Origin of the sequence: Curtobacterium pomorum, from assembly GCF_044497295.1 — a bacterium.
Classification (GTDB): domain Bacteria; phylum Actinomycetota; class Actinomycetes; order Actinomycetales; family Microbacteriaceae; genus Curtobacterium.
Genome location: NZ_CP172409.1, coordinates 1,831,613 through 1,846,348, shown reverse-complemented (window position 1 = coordinate 1,846,348; position 14,736 = coordinate 1,831,613). Strand labels below are relative to the sequence as shown.

Here is a 14,736-nt window from a genome sequence, read left to right as displayed (position 1 = left end):
GTCGTACGACATCGACCTCGTCGCTCCCGCGCGGCTGCAACGACCCGCGCGCGCAACGAACGACGTCGTACGACATCGAGGACGTCGTTCCGAGTCGGGCGTGCGCGGCCCCAGCGACACGGGCTCAGACGGGCAGCCGCTCCCCCGCCTCGACCGCCACGTCGAGCCGGTTCTCGGCCGGGGGCAGCGGGCACGTCGCGTGCGCCGTGTACGCGCACGGCAGGTTCGTCGCGCGGGTGAAGTCGATCCGGGTGGTCCCGGCGGCGTCCGGCGCCGGGACGTCGAGGCTCCGGTTGGCCTCGTACGTCGTGACGCCGCTGGTGCGGTCGGTGAACAGGACGTGCAGGCCGTCCCCGTGCCCGTTGAACGCGAGCAGCGACCGCGGCCCGTCGAGGTCGAAGGTCAGCACGCCCGGCGCCGAGTAGACGTGCTGCAGGCCGTCGACGACCGAGCCGACGGTGACCTCGCGCGGTTCGTCGAACGGTTCGAAGTGCGCGTCGACCACGAAGCGTTCCGACGGCTCGTACGTCGGGGTCCCGGGGTACTCGGTCCGGGTCGGGTTGCCGGGGTGCCGTGGGCGGATGACGTCGCTGCCGCCGCGTCGGGCGACCTCGATCACGACGGACTCGTCGCCGTCCTGCCACACCACGGCGGTGCTCGACCGTTCGGGCAACGGCCCGAAGCGGTGGGTGCCGGTGACCGGCTGCCCGTCGACCTCGACCGTCTCGCCGTCCGCGAGCTCGACGACGGGGCCGCCATCGCCGGTCGACCACGTGCCGGGTGCGTCGTCGAAGCGCTCGGGTGTCGCGGTGAGCCACCGGATGCTGGTGATGGCCAGGAAGCCGTGCTCGCTCGCCCGAGCCCGCTCGTGCTCGTCGTGCCAGGCGGCCCACTCGGTGGCGAAGTCGGATGCGGTCGGCGTCGTCGTGCTCATGCTCCGACGCTACGGCGTCGCGACGGCGGCCGCGCCGACGTCGTCGCACGGCGTCACGCGCGCTGCCGGCCCCGTGCCCTGGACGCTCCCGCTCACCAGGGGTGGGCGATGCTGCGGAGGTGCACCGGGCCTCCCGGTCGACGCCCCGGACCGGCCCCGTGGACGGCGGGGGCGGGCACGGCGAGGTCGGCCTGCAGCACCGCGCAGGCCACACCGCGGGCGACCGAGGCCTCGCCGAAGGCGGTCGCCGCGACCGTCGGGAACGGCCCCTGCGGCAGGCGGACGGCGAGCCTCTCCCGGACGGCCGCGATGAAGACGTCGCCGCCGGCGAGGGCCGCGCTGCCACCGATCGTGACCCGCGGCACGTCGAGCAGCTCGACGACGTGGGCGAGCGCGGATCCGAGTGCGGCCCCGGCCTCGGCGACCAGCGGTGCCGCGGCCGGCGTCGCGCAGAGCCGCTCGAACGCGCGTCGGACGTCGGTGGCCCGGTCGAGCGGGATCCCCGCGGGGAGCAGCCCGGCGGTGACCGCGCGCCGGACCTGCTGCAGGGGCTGGCAGGCCTCCCAGACCTCGGTCCAGCGGCCGTGCGCCTCGACCGGCATGCCCCCGAACTCGCCGGCGTTGCCGGTGGCGCCGCGGACCACCTCACCGGCCGCGACCGTCGCCGCGCTGATCCCGTGGCCGAGGAAGACGGACACCAGGTCGTCGGCAGCGGGCTCGGCCCAGACCTCGCCGAGGGCGCTCGCGACGCCGTCCTTCTCGAGGAGCACGGGCAGACCGGTCCGGACGGCGAGCTCGTCCGTGACGGGCAACGACCACCAGGCGGGCAACTGCGCGGGGGTGCCCATCCGGACGCCGTCCGGGTCGATCGATCCGGGGACGGCCAGGCCGATGCCGGCAGGGGCGGACCGGCCGCCGCGGACACGCCGCACGGCCGCGGCCATCGTGTCGAGCGTCCGCGCCGGGTCGTCGGTCGCGTCCAGGTCGACGTGCTCGACGGCCAGCACGGCACCGGTCAGGTCGGTGCGCACCACGACCAGGTGCGCCGGGTCGAGGTGCACCCCGATCGCCGACCGCGACCCCGCGACGACCTCGAGCCGTCGCCCACCGCCCGGCACCTCGCGCACCAGCCCCGCCCCCACGAGTCCGGCGGCGATGTTCGACACCGTCTGCGCGCTGAGCCCGGTCGCACGCACCAGATCGGCTCGGGCGAACGGCCCCCGGCGGCGGACGAGGTCGAGCACGAGCGCACGGTTCTGGACTCCGACGCGCACCAGGTTCGTGCCGCCCGTTCTGCCCTGCACCACGGTGTCAGGAAGGGGTTGACGGGGCTCGGACATGATCCCTAGCATCTCTGGTCATACGAATTTGTCAATCAATTGGATTGAAACCGCGACGGTGCGATCGGTTCGCCCGTCCGACGACGGATTCGCCTGTGCCACACCGGCGTGGCACGGGGTCGGAAGGGACGCTCGTGACGACGACGACACGATCCGGGACCACTGCACCACCACGGACGCGCACGGGCGGTGACGCTCCGGCCCGTCGACGACCACGCGAGAAGCATCCGTGGACCCCGGCCGAGAAACGCCGGCTGCGCGTCGGCATCGCGTTCATCTCGCCGTGGATCCTCGGCGTGCTCGTGTTCATCGCCTACCCCCTGATCTACTCGTTCGCGATCAGCCTGACCCGGTACTCGGGCATGGCCGACATCACCTGGGTCGGGTTCGCCAACTACGTCGCCGCGTTCATCGACCCGCTCGTGCACACCGCGGTCGGCAACACCCTGTTCTACGCCGTGATCGCGGTGCCCGTCGGCATCGTGATCGCCATCGTCATCGCCATCGCGATGAACCAGGACGTCCGCGAGATCGGCTGGTACCGGACCGCGCTGTACATCCCCTCGCTCATCCCCACCTTCGCGCTGGCGTTCATCTTCGTGGTGCTCGTCAACCCGCAGACCGGCCTGGTCAACCAGGTCATGAAGCTCGTCGGGATCCCGGCGACGAACCTGCTCGGCGACCCGACGACGGCGAAGCTCGTGATCGTCGCGCTCGCCCAGATGGGCGCCGGCAACGCGGCGCTGATCTTCCTCGCCGGGCTGCGCGGGATCCCGAAGACCCTGTACGAAGCCGCTCGCGTGGACGGCGCCGGACCGGTCCGGCAGTTCTTCGCGCTGACGCTCCCGCTGCTCTCCCCCGTGATCCTGTTCAACCTGATCACCGGCATCAGCAACGGCCTGCAGGTCTTCACCGAGGCGTACGTGATCTCGTCCGGCACCGGCGGGCTCGGCAGCCCGGACAACGGGACGTTGTTCTACATGCTCTACCTCTACAAGAACGCGTTCAGCTACGCGCAGCTCGGGTTCGCCAGCGCCATGGCCGTGCTGCTGTTCCTGGCCGGCATGATCCTGTCCGGGCTCGTGTACTGGCTGTCCAAGCGCTTCGTCAACTACGACGTGACCGGGGAGTGACCGATGACACTGCGCACTGAACGACACCCGGACCGCGACACCGTCACCTCGTCGATCGAGGCCGTCCGACCCCGCGGCCGCAAGGGTGCCGACGACCGTTCCCGCAACGCCGACGGCTCGATCCGCTCGCCGTGGTCGTCCGTCCTCGCCCGCGTGCTCCTCATCGCGATGAGCCTGCTGTTCCTCATCCCCATCTACTGGATGGTCATCTCGGCGCTGAAGGGCAACTCCGAACTCGGTGCCTTCCCGCCCACCTGGTTCCCGCAGTGGCTCGACTGGTCGAACTTCGGCAAGGCGATCGACGCGATGCCGTTCTTCACCTTCTTCCGGAACACGCTCATCATCACGGTCTGCGTGACGCTGTTCTCGATGGTGTCGAACCTCGTGATCGCGTACGGGTTCGCGTGCCTCGAGTGGCGCGGCCGCGACAAGGTGTTCTACGTCGTGCTCGCCACGCTGTTCATCCCGTTCCCCGTCACGCTCATCCCGATGTTCGACCTGTACGCCCGACTCGGCTGGATCAACACCTTCCTGCCGCTCATCGTGCCGAGCCTGTTCGGGTCCGCGTTCTACGTGTTCCTGCTCCGGCAGTTCCTGCTGCAGATCCCGAAGGACCTGCTCAACGCAGCGCGGATGGACGGCGCCTCCGAGTGGGGCATCCTCTGGCGGATCGTCTTCCCGCAGGCCCGGGCGGCGCTCGTCACCGTGGGGATCTTCGCGGCGGTGGGCGCCTGGAACGACTTCCTCGGGCCGCTCATCTACCTGCAGGACGAGAACGTGCAGACGCTCTCCATCGGGCTGCAGATCTTCCGCCTCAACAACTCGCAGGACTTCCAGTTCAACCAGCTGATGGCGGCATCGGTGCTCATCATCCTGCCGCTCGTGGTCCTGTTCTTCGTGTTCCAGCGGACGTTCATCAAGGGCGTCCAGATCGGGAGCTTCAAGTGAGCAGCGCATTCGACCGACGAACGTTCCTCCGCGGTGCCGCGGCCACCGGCGGGGCCGGCGCGCTCGCACTGCTCGCCGCCTCGTGCGCGAGTGGCTCCGGGGCCCGCAGCAACCCGAACCAGGTCACCATCTGGGGCGTCACGGGCACCTTCGTGCCGTTCCAGACGAAGGTGATCAAGGACTTCAACGAGGTCCATCCCGAGGTCGACGTGAAGGTGAACGTCGTGCCGTCGCAGGGCACCGGCGACGCCACGAGCATCATCACGGCCGTGCGCGGTGGCACCGCCCCCGACCTGTGGCTCCTCGACCGGTTCAGTGCGGCGCAGTACGCGGCGATCGGGCTCATCGAACCGATCGACGACATGATCGAGGAGTTCGAGGACCAACCGAAGGACGAGTTCCTGGCGCAGTGGCTCGGGTTCACGATCGGCGAGGTCAGCTACCAGGGCAAGACCTACGGCCTCCCCCACGACACCGACGCCCGCGGCATGTTCGTGAACCGGAAGATGCTCACCGGCGCCGGGATCGACCCGGACGAGTTCGACTGGGAGCACAACGGTCCGGTGAGCATGGACCGGATGTGGGACGTCAGCGAACGCCTCACGAAGAAGTCCGGCGGGAACTACACGCACGTCGGACTGCTCCCCTGGTACGGCGAAGGCTGGCCGTTCACGTGGGGGCTCGGCCTGGGCGCCTCGTACTTCGACCAGCAGGACTCGAAGATGACGATGGACTCGGCGAGCGTCCGGAGCATCTTCGAGTTCTACGAGGACTGGGCGAAGCGCTACGGCTACAAGGACGCCGACACCTTCATCGCGACCTACGAGCCGACCGGGCACCCGCCGGGACAGACCGCGTTCATGGCGGACCGGATGGCGTTCATGGTCAGCGTCCCGTCGACGATCCAGACCTTCGACAACTACGGCCCGAAGGACCTCGACTGGGGCACCGCGTACCTGCCGACCCAGCAGGACGGCGGCGACAAGTACACCTGGTCCGGCGGCTTCGCGCTGTGCGTGCCGAAGGGCTCGAAGAAGAACAAGGCCGTGTGGGAGCTCATGAAGTACTTCACGAGCAAGCAGGGTCAGGAGACCTACATGGTGCCGGCCACGAGCGTGCCGTCGAACATCGCAGCGCTCAAGGACCCGAAGGGCTCGGCGAAGTCGATCCGCTTCTTCACCGAGTCGATCGGCGCGTCCACCTGCCGCCCGCCGCTGCCCGTCGGCGGCGCGTGGTGGGACTCCCTCGCCGACGCGCGGTCGAGCGTCCTGCTCGGCACCGCGAGTCCGCAGGAGGCCGTCGAGCGTGCGCAGAACCGCGTCGACCCGATGATGCAGACGTACTCGCCGTTCACGCTGCCGAAGGACTACGACACGGTCCGGATCTGAGCAGGAACGCACCGCCCGTCACCACGAGAGGAACCACCGACACATGCCCTCCACCCCCTTGCGCGTCGCCGTCCTCGGCTTCTGGCACGTCCACGCCGGCGACTACGCGCAGCAGACCGTCGACCACCCCGGCACCGAGCTCGTGGCCGTGTGGGACGACGACGCCGAGCGCGGCCGGGCCGGCGCCGAACGGTTCGGTGTCGAGTTCACCGACGACCTCGACGCCCTGCTCGCCCGACCGGACGTCGACGCCGTCACGATCACGACCTCGACCGACGTCCACCGCGACGTCATCGTGCGCGCCGCCGCGGCCGGCAAGCACGTCTTCACCGAGAAGCTCCTCGCCCCCACCGTCGAGGAGTGCGAGGAGGTCATCGCCGCCTGCGACACGGCCCGCGTCGCCCTCGTCGTCTCACTCCCGCGGCTGTACCACGGGTACACCGCCGCGATCCTGCGCGAGCTCGATGCGGGTCGCCTCGGCGACGTCACGTCCTCCCGCGTCCGGCTCTCGCACGACGGTGCCGTCGCACCGTGGCTGCCGGAGCGCTTCTTCGACCCGGCGACGGCGGTCGGCGGCGCCCTCACCGACCTCGGCTGCCACCCCGTGTACCTGACCCAGCTGTTCCTCGGCGCACGGCCGGACAGCGTCGCGGCCGTCTACCGTTCGGTCACCGGCCGAGCGGTCGAGGACCACGCCGTGGTCACCGTCGGCTACCCCTCGCAGGCGATCGGCGTGATCGAGGCCGGCTTCGTCGCCGGCACCCCGTTCACGATCGACGTGGCCGGCACGCGGGGGTGGCTCGCCTACTCCGACCTGGAGGCCCGGCTCACCGCCGGCGGACCGGCCTACGGCGACGAGACGGTCACCCTCGAGGTCCCCGCCGACACCCAGGACGCGTTCGGACAGTGGGTGGACCACGTGGCCGCCGGCACGCGTGCCGACGACAACCTCGCCCGCGCCGTCGAGCTCACCCGCCTGGTGGTCGCCGCGAACGACGCCGCGGGCCAGCCCGCGGGACACGCCGCGCGACACGCCGCCCCCGTCGGCGCACCCGTCTGACGGCCCCAGCAGTCCAGCAGTGCAACGCCACGAACCCACCACAGGAGTCACCATGTCCAGCGACATCATCCGCGTCGGCCTGATCGGCGGCGGGGGCATCGCCACGTTCCACCTCAACGGGTACGCCCAGCACCCGGAGCTGATCCGGGTCGCCGCGGTCGCCGACGCGTTCGCGGCCACGGCCGAGGAGCGCGGCGCCGAGCTCGGCGTCCCCTGCTTCACCGACTACCTCGAGATGCTCGAGCAGGCGGACATCGACGCCGTGGACATCTGCCTGCCGCACCACCTGCACCGCGACGCGATCGTCGCCGCCGCGAAGGCCGGCAAGCACGTGCTGTGCGAGAAGCCGCTGTGCCTGAGCCCTGACGAGGCCGCCGACGTGCAGCGTGCGGTGTCGGAGTCCGGCATCACCCTGATGTGCGCGCACAACCAGCTGTTCATGCCAGCGGTCGCGAAGGCCAAGGAGCTCATCGACGGCGGCGCGCTCGGCACGGTGTACGAGGTCCGCACCACCGACTCGTTCCGCAACGAGTTCGACCCGTCGAACATGGGGTGGCGTGCGCACGCGTCGACGAGCGGCGGCGGTGAGCTCATCGACACGGGCTACCACCCGAGCTACCTGCTCATGCACCTGGCCGGCGGCGTCCCGGTGCAGGCCACCGCGATGCTGTCCACGCACCGACTCGCCTTCATGGAGGGCGAGGACTCGGCACAGGCCCTGTTCCGCTTCGACAACGGCGCCGTGGGGCAGCTCGTGACGAGCTGGGCCTACGACCCGGCCGCCGGCACCGAGCGGTTCAGCGTCGTCGGCGAGCACGGCTCCCTGACGAGCGACGGCACCACGCTGCGGTGGGACCTGCGGGACGGCACGAGCGAGTCGGTCACCTTCGACGAGGTCGACACCTTCGCGGCCGAGATCGGCGCGTTCGGGGCGTGCCTGCGTGACGGCACGCGGCCGATCCACTCCGAGCGGGAGGGCATCGCGGTGCTCGGCATGATCCTGGCGGCGTACGAGGGCGCCCGGACGGGCACGATCGCCCCGGTCCTGACGGCGGACGAGACCGTCAGCGCCTGACTGGCGCGGATCGGCCCCGGACGACATCCTCGACGTCACACGACGTCGAGGATGTCGTTCCGTGTCTCGGGGCTTCGCGCGTCAGCTCGTCGCCGGTGCCGCGTCCTCGTCGTCGGCGGCGTGCAGCACCGACTCCGCCTGCCCGAGCAGGTGGCGCGCGGCCAGGTTCAGTGACCGCACCCCGACCACGGCGACGAGCAGGGTCAGCAGCACGAGCAGCACGGTCGTGGGCACCCAGGCCACCGGCAGGTCGAGCACCCGGAACCACTCGATCGCCGCCGTCGCGACCGCCGCCGCCGGGAACACGAAGGACCAGAACCCGAGCGAGAACCCCAGCCGGACGTACCGGGGCAGCAGGGCGAGCTGCACGAGGAGCATGAGGACGCCGAGGCCGGCGATCGCCTGCACGGGCAGGGTGAGGGCGTCGTCGGTGAGCGCGAACAGGGAAACGGTCGCCACCGCGGGCGGGGCCACGAGGATCGCCATGGTGGGGACGAGCGGGTCGGGCAGTGCCGGACGGAACGACAGCCGGATGAGCAGCAGCCCGGTCATCACGCCCCAGAAGAACACGCCGACGCCGAAGCAGGCCCACGACGACCAGCCGACTCCGACCTCGTGGGTGGCGACGGCGGCCACGAGGGCGGCGGCGACGGTCGGCAGCAGGTAGCCGCCGTGCACGGCCTCGAGGCTGAGGCGCCCCTCGAACCACGTGCTCAGCAACCACGCCGCGAACCCGGCGGCGACCGTCACCGCGAGCAGCACGAGGACCTGCCCGCCGAGCTCCCAGAAGCGAGCGAGGTCGACACCGAGGAGCATCGCGGTCGCGGGGACCAGCGCCGCGATCGGCCCCTGCGCGGGGTGGCGGAGCTGGTCGACCAGGCGTTCCTCGACGCGGACGCCCCGCAGGACGTGCGCGCCGAGCAACCACACCCACGCCACCGCCGCGACCGCCCAGAACACCTGCGGGACGACGGCCGGTAGTCCGAGCACGGGTGCTGCGTACGACCAGGTCTCCGCGAAGCCGGCGAGGCCGAACGGTGCGGCGAGGGTGTTGAGCGGGATGCGGGAGGTCGGGCGCGCGCTGGGCATAGGGGTCCCATTCTCCCCGGACCGCGTCGCGTCGCGTAACGCCCCGGCCACCGTGACGCCCCCGTGGCACATTGGGCCCATGCCCTTCGAGAACACCGACCACGTCCAGGCCACCACGGCCGGCTCGCTCCCCCGCACGCCGGAGCTCATCGCCGCGAACGCCGCCCGCCCCGTGGGCGCGGACGGCTTCACGCTCGAGGCCACCGACGAGGTCCGTCAGCTGACGAGCGCGGCGGTCGACGACGTCGTCGCACGCCAGACCGCCCTCGGCATCACGCAGCCGGGCGACGGCGAGTTCGGCAAGGCGATGTCGAACGGCGTCGACTACGGCGCGTGGTGGGGGTACTCGTTCCAGCGGGTCAGCGGCCTCTCGCTCACCGAGGAGAACGTCTTCACGCAGGAGCCGGTCCGCTCGAGCCCGGGCAACGTGCAGCTCACGAGCTTCCCGGACCGCCGCGACTGGACGATCTTCCGCGACGCCTACACCGACCCGGAGTCGGGCATCGGCACCGGCAAGAACGCCACCGCGTTCCCCACCACGACCGGCCCGATCACCTACACCGGGCACGACGCCGCGCGCACCGACGCCGCCAACCTCACGCACGCGGTCGCGGCCGCCGGTGCCGACAACGGGTTCATCACGGCCCTCTCGCCCGGCTCGGCAGCCCGGGTCGCGAACGAGTACTACGCGACGGACGAGGAGCACATCTGGGCCTGGGCCGACGCCCTGCGCGAGGAGTACCGGATCATCCTCGACGCCGGTCTCGTGCTGCAGATCGACGACCCGTCGATCGCCGAGAACTGGGACCAGATCAACCCCGAGCCGAGCCTGGAGGACTACCGCGCCTTCACCCGCATCCGCGTCGAGGCGCTCAACCACGCGCTCAGGGGCCTCGACACCAGCCGCGTCCGCTTCCACCTGTGCTGGGGCTCCTGGCACGGCCCGCACACCACCGACATCGAGCTCCGCCACATCGTCGACCTGATGCTCGACATCGACGCCGACGCCTACTCGTTCGAGGCCGCGAACGCCCGCCACGAGCACGAGTGGACCGTCTGGCAGGACGTCACCCTGCCCGACGGCAAGGTCATCGTGCCGGGTGTCGTCGGCCACGCCACGAACGTCGTCGAGCACCCCGATCTCGTCGCGCAGCGCATCGAACGCTTCGCCTCGGTCGTCGGGCGCGAGCGCGTCATCGCCGGCACCGACTGCGGGCTCGGCGGCCGCATCCACCCCCAGATCGCCGCGGCCAAGCTCGAGTCCCTCGGCGAGGGTGCCCGGCGTGCGAGCGCGAAGCTCTTCTAGCCGCCCGTTCCTTCCCAGAACGGCTGCAGTACCTAGCGAGATCGGGCGTACCTGCCGAGAAGAACACGGCAGGTACGCCCGGTTTCGGCAGGTACGCCCGATTACCGGCGCGCGCGGCCGAGCACGACCGCGCCGACCGCAGCAGCCGCGCCGAGCCACACGAGGGGGCGTGTGACGCGTCGCCGCTTGGCGACCCAACCACCGTTCGTGGCGTTGTCGGCGTCCGCCGGGGCGTAGAGGTTGCCGTCGGTCGGCGCGGCCTTCCCGCGCAGCGCGAAGGTCTCGACCATGGGCTTCGTGATCTTGTGGAACAGGCCAGGGAACACGTACTGCAGCGGCACGAGCGACGCCTGGATCCGGCCGACGAAGCGGTACCGCTTCGGGTGCGTGGCGGCGGTGACGACGGCACGACCCGCGCGTTCGACCGACACCGTCGGCGGCAGCGGGTGCGAGTTCTTGCCGGTGTAGTTGGCGCCGTTCTGGTAGATCGGGGTGTCGATCGTCGACGGCAGCAGCGCGGTGAAGTGGATGCCGGTGCCGGCGAACTCGTCACCGAGGACGTCGATCAGGCCGAGCGCCGCGTGCTTGCTCGTCACGTAGGCCGACTGGTACGGCGCGGACAGCAGCGACTGGATCGAGCCGACGAGCACGTACGTGCCCTTCCCGCGCTGCTTCCAGTGCGGCAGCAGGTGGGTCACGGCGTTGAGGTGCCCGTACAGGTTGGTGTCGACGACGCGCTTGAAGGCCTCGGTGGGGGTCTGCTCGAACAGGCCGTAGACGAACAGGGCGGCGTTGCCGACGAAGACGTCGATGCGGCCGTGCCGACTCGTCACCGTGCCGATGAGGTCCTTGACCTGGTGCTCGTCGGCGACGTCCGTGGGGATCGCCACCGCGTCGGCGCCGAGAGCCCGGCACTCCGCGGCGGCGGCCTCCAGGGAGTCGTGGCCGCGAGCGGCGAGCACGAGCGTCGCGCCCTGTCGGGCGAACTCGTGCGCCGCGGCCCTCCCGATGCCGCTCGATGCTCCGGTGACGACGACGATCTTCCCGCGGTACCGATGTCCCATGCGTCCTTGGTACGCGCCGCTGGTCCGTTCCCGCACAGACGCGCCGTACCCCTGCACCCGGTGCGAGGATGGAGCATGCGCAAGGACGACCTGACCGTCGACGAAGCCACGGTCATCGCCGAACACGCCCGGTCCGGTGCCCTCGAGCTGGACGACCCCGAGGTCCGCAGGGTCGTCGAGCAGGCGAACCGCGTGCTCGTCCGTGCACAGATGTGGGGCGAGGAGCGGAGCCCGAAGCTCCGTCGCCGCCGCCGCTTCATCGCGATCGGCGCGCTCGTGATGGTGCTCGTCTGGGTCGCCGGACTGTTGGTGCCGCTCGCCCTGCGGTTCGGGGTGTAGCCGGAGCCGACCTCGCGTCGCCGTCCGGCTCAGCGGCTGGCGCGGGCGTTCCGGGCGAGGAGCCAGAGGTACGTGCTGTGCCCGACGAGCGCCAGGCCGAAGAAGATCGCGGCGACGGCGTAGACGCGGTCGAGCTTGCCCTGCCCGATCACGAGCATCACGACGCAGAACGCCACGGCGATCGCGAGCACGCCGACCTGCACGGTCGACCAGATCCGTCGGAAGCGCGGCATGCCCGTCTCGTTCACCCGGCCATTCTCCCCCATGCCGGGCGTGTTCCGCGGACGGCCGACGTCGGCCCGCGGTACGACACGGACGTCGCGCGCCGGTACCGTGCTCCGATGCGCGGCGGTCCGAGCCGGACCTAGCGTGCAGGCATGGACACGCACCACCCCACGGCCACCCCCACCAGTACCCCGGCCCGCCCTCCACGCCGACGCCGCCGCCCGTTGAGGATCATCGGCTTCTCGCTCGTCGGGCTCGTGGGCCTCGGCGCCCTGACGCTCGGCGGCACGGCCACCTACGACGCGATCGCGACCGCAGCCGAGCGGGACGACATCCGCCCGTACGGCGAACTCGTACCCGTCACCGGCGGTCGGCTCAACGTCGCCGTCACCGGGTCCGGGGCGTCGACCGTCGTGCTGCTGCCCGGCTTCGGCACGGCGTCCCCCGTCATCGACTTCGCCCCGCTCGTCGACCGGCTGCAGGACACCCACCGGGTGGTCGTGGTCGAGCCGCTCGGGTACGGCCTGAGCGACGGCACCGACCGACCACGGACCAGCGCGAACATCGTCGACGAGGTGCACCAGGCGCTGTCGACCCTCGGCATCGACCGGTACGTGCTCGCCGGGCACTCGGTCGCCGGGATATACGCGCTCGAGTACACGAACGCGTACCCGGACGAGGTGCAGGCGTTCGTCGGCATCGACAGCAGTGTGCCGACGCAGCCCGGCATCGACGAGGCCGTCGGGTCCGGCCTGTTCCGCTTCGTGAAGGCCGCCGGGCTCGCCCGCGTGCTCACTGCCGTGTCCGGCGACGCGTACGCCGGGCTGCCCTACACCGATGCGCAGAAGGAGCAGATGACCCTGCTGTCACACCGCACCAGCATGCGCGCGACGTACCTGGACGAGTACGAGCACCTCGGCGCGAACTTCCGGCACGCCCGCAGCCTCGCGTTCCCCGCCGATCTGCCGGTCCGCCTGTTCGTCGTGGGCGACGACCCGGAGGTGCCGGGGTGGGAGCGTCTGCACCGTGAGCAGGCGGCGTCGGTGGCCGACGGCCAGGTCGTCCTGCTCGACGGCGGGCACTACCTGCACCACACGCACGCAGCGGAGATCGCCGAGGGCATCGACGCGGTCGCCGACCTCGGTCAGTGATCCCGGAGCGCCTCGACGAGCTCGGCCTTGCGCTTCGACGAGTACCCGGTCAGGCCGAGCTCCTTCGCCCGCTTCCGGAGGTCGGCGACGGTCCAGTCGTCGTAGGAGCCGGACTCGCCGCCCTTCTTCCCGACTGCCTTCTCGCCGCGGGCCGCTGCGGCGTTGCTGATCCGCGCGGCCTTCTCCTTCGAGTTGCCCTCCTTGCGGAGCTCCTCGTACATGTCCGGCTTCTTGAGTTGGTTCGGCATGGTGCGTCACGGTACGCGCGCCGGCCCGGCGTCGTTCCGAGCCGGCGGCGGCTCAGCGCTTCTCGGGGTCGTGACCCCAGTTCATCAGGGACCACCGCCACGGGGTGTCGTGCACGTCGCCGTCCGGCCGCTGCTCCGAGTGCCGGGCGACGTAGCCGATCACCTTCCGCATGTGGGCGTGGTCGTCGTCGGTCCGGTCCGCCTTGTGCTTCTCGAGGATCCGGATGACGTGCCGCCCGCTCTCGTGCCCGGTCGACTCGCCGCCCCCAGGGGGCTTCTGCCCGACGTGCTTCGACTCGTCGGTGTCGAGCCACTCGCGGAGCTCCGACGGGGTCATGTTCACCGCGTCGGCGAAGTCGCGCTCGGTCTGCTGGTCGTCGTCGTCGCTCATCCCCCGAGGCAACGCCCCGGCCCTGGACGAGTGCGCAGGACGGACGGCGCTCCGGCTTCCCCCAGCGCCGACGGGTTCGGTGGTCACGAGCCAGCAGGAAGGAACCCCATGCCCACCGACCAGTACGAACACGGCGACCCGCGCACCCGCTACCCGAACGTCGAGCCGGAGCCGCAGACCCAGGACGAGCCGGGCCTCCAGTCCGCCATGGACCCGGTCCCCGACCTGGGCGAGACGAGCTATCGGGGCACCGGTCGGCTCGCCGGCCGGAAGGCCCTGATCACCGGCGGTGACTCCGGCATCGGCGGCGCCGTCGCGATCGCGTTCGCCCGCGAAGGCGCCGACGTCGCGATCGCCTACCTGCCGGAGGAACAGTCCGACGCCGACCACGTGCTCGAGCAGATCCGTGCCGCCGGACGCACCGCCGTGGCGATCCCCGGCGACCTGCGCGACAAGGCGTACGCGCAGGAGCTCGTCGACCAGGCGGTCGCCGGACTCGGCGGGCTCGACGCCCTCGTGAGCGTCGCCGGCAAGCAGCGGTGGCAGCCCGACGTGCTCGACATCACGGACGACCAGTTCGAGGCGACCTTCGACGTGAACGTCTTCGGGCTGTTCCGCCTCGTGAAGGCGGCACTGCCGCACCTGCAGCCCGGTGCGACGATCACCACGACGGCCTCGATGGAGGCGTACAAGCCGGCGCCCGACCGGCTCGACTACGCGGCGTCGAAGGGCGCGATCAACAACCTGTCGAAGGGGCTGTCCCAGCTGCTCGTCGAGCGCGGCATCCGCGTGAACGTCGTCGCTCCCGGGCCGACGTGGACCGTCCTGCAGCCGAGCGGCGGCGTCGACCCGTCGACGTTGCCGGAGTTCGGCAGCAGCGAGTCGCCGATGGGTCGCGCCGGGCAGCCGGCCGAACTCGCCCCGGCCTACGTCTTCCTGGCGTCGGACGAGTCGAGCTACGTGGTCGGCGAGACGCTCAACGTGAACGGCGGCATGGTCACGCCCTGACCGGCACCGCTCGCCGACGACACGGCAGCGGGTGGGA

16 protein-coding genes are annotated in these 14,736 nt (G+C 71.1%); 9 read left to right on the top strand and 7 right to left on the bottom strand.

What is annotated here, in order from left to right:
* Positions 1-124: 124 nt before the first annotated feature.
* Together ACGH48_RS08885 and ACGH48_RS08880 are read right to left on the bottom strand one after the other, a co-directional pair.
* Positions 125-934: a DUF1684 domain-containing protein gene (locus ACGH48_RS08885; RefSeq protein WP_396291046.1), complete on the bottom strand. Its 810-nt coding sequence runs from the start codon at positions 932-934 to the stop codon at positions 125-127.
* 92 nt (positions 935-1,026) lie between these two features.
* Positions 1,027-2,274 (bottom strand): ROK family protein, encoded by a 1,248-nt coding sequence (locus ACGH48_RS08880; RefSeq protein ID WP_396291045.1) that lies wholly within the window; start codon positions 2,272-2,274, stop codon positions 1,027-1,029.
* 134 nt (positions 2,275-2,408) lie between these two features.
* Here ACGH48_RS08880 and ACGH48_RS08875 point away from each other — a divergent pair, with 134 nt between their 5' ends.
* The 5 genes from ACGH48_RS08875 to ACGH48_RS08855 are packed head-to-tail and all read left to right on the top strand — an operon-like array spanning position 2,409 to position 7,878.
* Entirely contained in the window at positions 2,409-3,407 is a 999-nt protein-coding gene (locus ACGH48_RS08875; protein ID WP_123312820.1) for a carbohydrate ABC transporter permease, read from the top strand.
* A gap of 3 nt (positions 3,408-3,410) precedes the next feature.
* Positions 3,411-4,355, top strand: coding sequence for a carbohydrate ABC transporter permease (locus ACGH48_RS08870; RefSeq protein WP_123312821.1), 945 nt, complete (start codon positions 3,411-3,413; stop codon positions 4,353-4,355).
* Positions 4,352-5,743 (top strand): ABC transporter substrate-binding protein, encoded by a 1,392-nt coding sequence (locus ACGH48_RS08865; RefSeq protein ID WP_396291044.1) that lies wholly within the window; start codon positions 4,352-4,354, stop codon positions 5,741-5,743. The genes ACGH48_RS08870 and ACGH48_RS08865 overlap by 4 nt, the downstream gene beginning before the upstream one ends.
* Positions 5,744-5,786: 43 nt before the next feature.
* Entirely contained in the window at positions 5,787-6,803 is a 1,017-nt protein-coding gene (locus ACGH48_RS08860) for a Gfo/Idh/MocA family protein (protein ID WP_396291043.1), read from the top strand.
* 52 nt (positions 6,804-6,855) lie between these two features.
* Complete coding sequence (locus tag ACGH48_RS08855) at positions 6,856-7,878, top strand: Gfo/Idh/MocA family protein (protein ID WP_396291042.1); 1,023 nt, start codon at positions 6,856-6,858, stop codon at positions 7,876-7,878.
* Positions 7,879-7,959: 81 nt separating this feature from the next.
* On the opposite strand, the gene ACGH48_RS08850 is transcribed toward ACGH48_RS08855, so the two are convergent.
* Positions 7,960-8,967, bottom strand: coding sequence for a transporter (locus ACGH48_RS08850; RefSeq protein ID WP_123312825.1), 1,008 nt, complete (start codon positions 8,965-8,967; stop codon positions 7,960-7,962).
* Between the two features lie 79 nt (positions 8,968-9,046).
* Here ACGH48_RS08850 and ACGH48_RS08845 point away from each other — a divergent pair, with 79 nt between their 5' ends.
* A complete protein-coding gene (locus tag ACGH48_RS08845) occupies positions 9,047-10,273 on the top strand; it encodes a cobalamin-independent methionine synthase II family protein (RefSeq protein WP_396291041.1) in 1,227 nt (408 codons plus the stop codon).
* Positions 10,274-10,374: 101 nt separating this feature from the next.
* On the opposite strand, the gene ACGH48_RS08840 is transcribed toward ACGH48_RS08845, so the two are convergent.
* Positions 10,375-11,337 carry an SDR family NAD(P)-dependent oxidoreductase gene (locus ACGH48_RS08840; RefSeq protein WP_396291040.1) on the bottom strand — a complete coding sequence of 321 codons (963 nt, stop codon included), beginning with the start codon at positions 11,335-11,337 and terminating at the stop codon, positions 10,375-10,377.
* Between the two features lie 75 nt (positions 11,338-11,412).
* Between ACGH48_RS08840 and ACGH48_RS08835 the strand changes: the two genes are divergently transcribed.
* Complete coding sequence (locus ACGH48_RS08835; protein WP_123312828.1) at positions 11,413-11,676, top strand: hypothetical protein; 264 nt, start codon at positions 11,413-11,415, stop codon at positions 11,674-11,676.
* Positions 11,677-11,705: 29 nt separating this feature from the next.
* Here ACGH48_RS08835 and ACGH48_RS08830 read toward each other — a convergent pair whose 3' ends face one another.
* The gene (locus tag ACGH48_RS08830; RefSeq protein WP_396291039.1) at positions 11,706-11,909 is read right to left on the bottom strand and encodes a hypothetical protein; all 204 of its coding nucleotides are present in this window, start codon (positions 11,907-11,909) and stop codon (positions 11,706-11,708) included.
* Between the two features lie 144 nt (positions 11,910-12,053).
* On the opposite strand from ACGH48_RS08830, the gene ACGH48_RS08825 reads away from it, so the two are divergent.
* Entirely contained in the window at positions 12,054-13,052 is a 999-nt protein-coding gene (locus ACGH48_RS08825; protein ID WP_396291038.1) for an alpha/beta fold hydrolase, read from the top strand.
* On the opposite strand, the gene ACGH48_RS08820 is transcribed toward ACGH48_RS08825, so the two are convergent.
* Both ACGH48_RS08820 and ACGH48_RS08815 read right to left on the bottom strand, forming a co-directional pair.
* A complete protein-coding gene (locus ACGH48_RS08820) occupies positions 13,046-13,300 on the bottom strand; it encodes a Rho termination factor N-terminal domain-containing protein (RefSeq protein ID WP_123340470.1) in 255 nt (84 codons plus the stop codon). The two genes, ACGH48_RS08825 and ACGH48_RS08820, sit on opposite strands and share 7 nt — an antisense overlap.
* Positions 13,301-13,352: 52 nt before the next feature.
* The gene (locus tag ACGH48_RS08815; protein WP_123312832.1) at positions 13,353-13,691 is read right to left on the bottom strand and encodes a DUF3140 domain-containing protein; all 339 of its coding nucleotides are present in this window, start codon (positions 13,689-13,691) and stop codon (positions 13,353-13,355) included.
* 108 nt (positions 13,692-13,799) lie between these two features.
* Between ACGH48_RS08815 and ACGH48_RS08810 the strand changes: the two genes are divergently transcribed.
* Positions 13,800-14,699, top strand: coding sequence for an SDR family oxidoreductase (locus ACGH48_RS08810; RefSeq protein ID WP_396291037.1), 900 nt, complete (start codon positions 13,800-13,802; stop codon positions 14,697-14,699).
* Positions 14,700-14,736 lie beyond the last annotated feature (37 nt).

Excerpts from the sequence above, each read along its gene's own strand:
- ACGH48_RS08885 (WP_396291046.1), bottom strand. The coding sequence starts at position 934 with ATGAGCACGACGACGCCGACCGCATCCGACTTCGCCACCGAGTGGGCC.
- ACGH48_RS08880 (WP_396291045.1), bottom strand. The coding sequence starts at position 2,274 with ATGTCCGAGCCCCGTCAACCCCTTCCTGACACCGTGGTGCAGGGCAGA.
- ACGH48_RS08870 (WP_123312821.1), top strand. The coding sequence starts at position 3,411 with ATGACACTGCGCACTGAACGACACCCGGACCGCGACACCGTCACCTCG.
- ACGH48_RS08860 (WP_396291043.1), top strand. The coding sequence starts at position 5,787 with ATGCCCTCCACCCCCTTGCGCGTCGCCGTCCTCGGCTTCTGGCACGTC.
- ACGH48_RS08855 (WP_396291042.1), top strand. The coding sequence starts at position 6,856 with ATGTCCAGCGACATCATCCGCGTCGGCCTGATCGGCGGCGGGGGCATC.
- ACGH48_RS08850 (WP_123312825.1), bottom strand. The coding sequence starts at position 8,967 with ATGCCCAGCGCGCGCCCGACCTCCCGCATCCCGCTCAACACCCTCGCC.
- ACGH48_RS08845 (WP_396291041.1), top strand. The coding sequence starts at position 9,047 with ATGCCCTTCGAGAACACCGACCACGTCCAGGCCACCACGGCCGGCTCG.
- ACGH48_RS08840 (WP_396291040.1), bottom strand. The coding sequence starts at position 11,337 with ATGGGACATCGGTACCGCGGGAAGATCGTCGTCGTCACCGGAGCATCG.
- ACGH48_RS08835 (WP_123312828.1), top strand. The coding sequence starts at position 11,413 with ATGCGCAAGGACGACCTGACCGTCGACGAAGCCACGGTCATCGCCGAA.
- ACGH48_RS08830 (WP_396291039.1), bottom strand. The coding sequence starts at position 11,909 with ATGCCGCGCTTCCGACGGATCTGGTCGACCGTGCAGGTCGGCGTGCTC.
- ACGH48_RS08825 (WP_396291038.1), top strand. The coding sequence starts at position 12,054 with ATGGACACGCACCACCCCACGGCCACCCCCACCAGTACCCCGGCCCGC.
- ACGH48_RS08820 (WP_123340470.1), bottom strand. The coding sequence starts at position 13,300 with ATGCCGAACCAACTCAAGAAGCCGGACATGTACGAGGAGCTCCGCAAG.
- ACGH48_RS08815 (WP_123312832.1), bottom strand. The coding sequence starts at position 13,691 with ATGAGCGACGACGACGACCAGCAGACCGAGCGCGACTTCGCCGACGCG.
- ACGH48_RS08810 (WP_396291037.1), top strand. The coding sequence starts at position 13,800 with ATGCCCACCGACCAGTACGAACACGGCGACCCGCGCACCCGCTACCCG.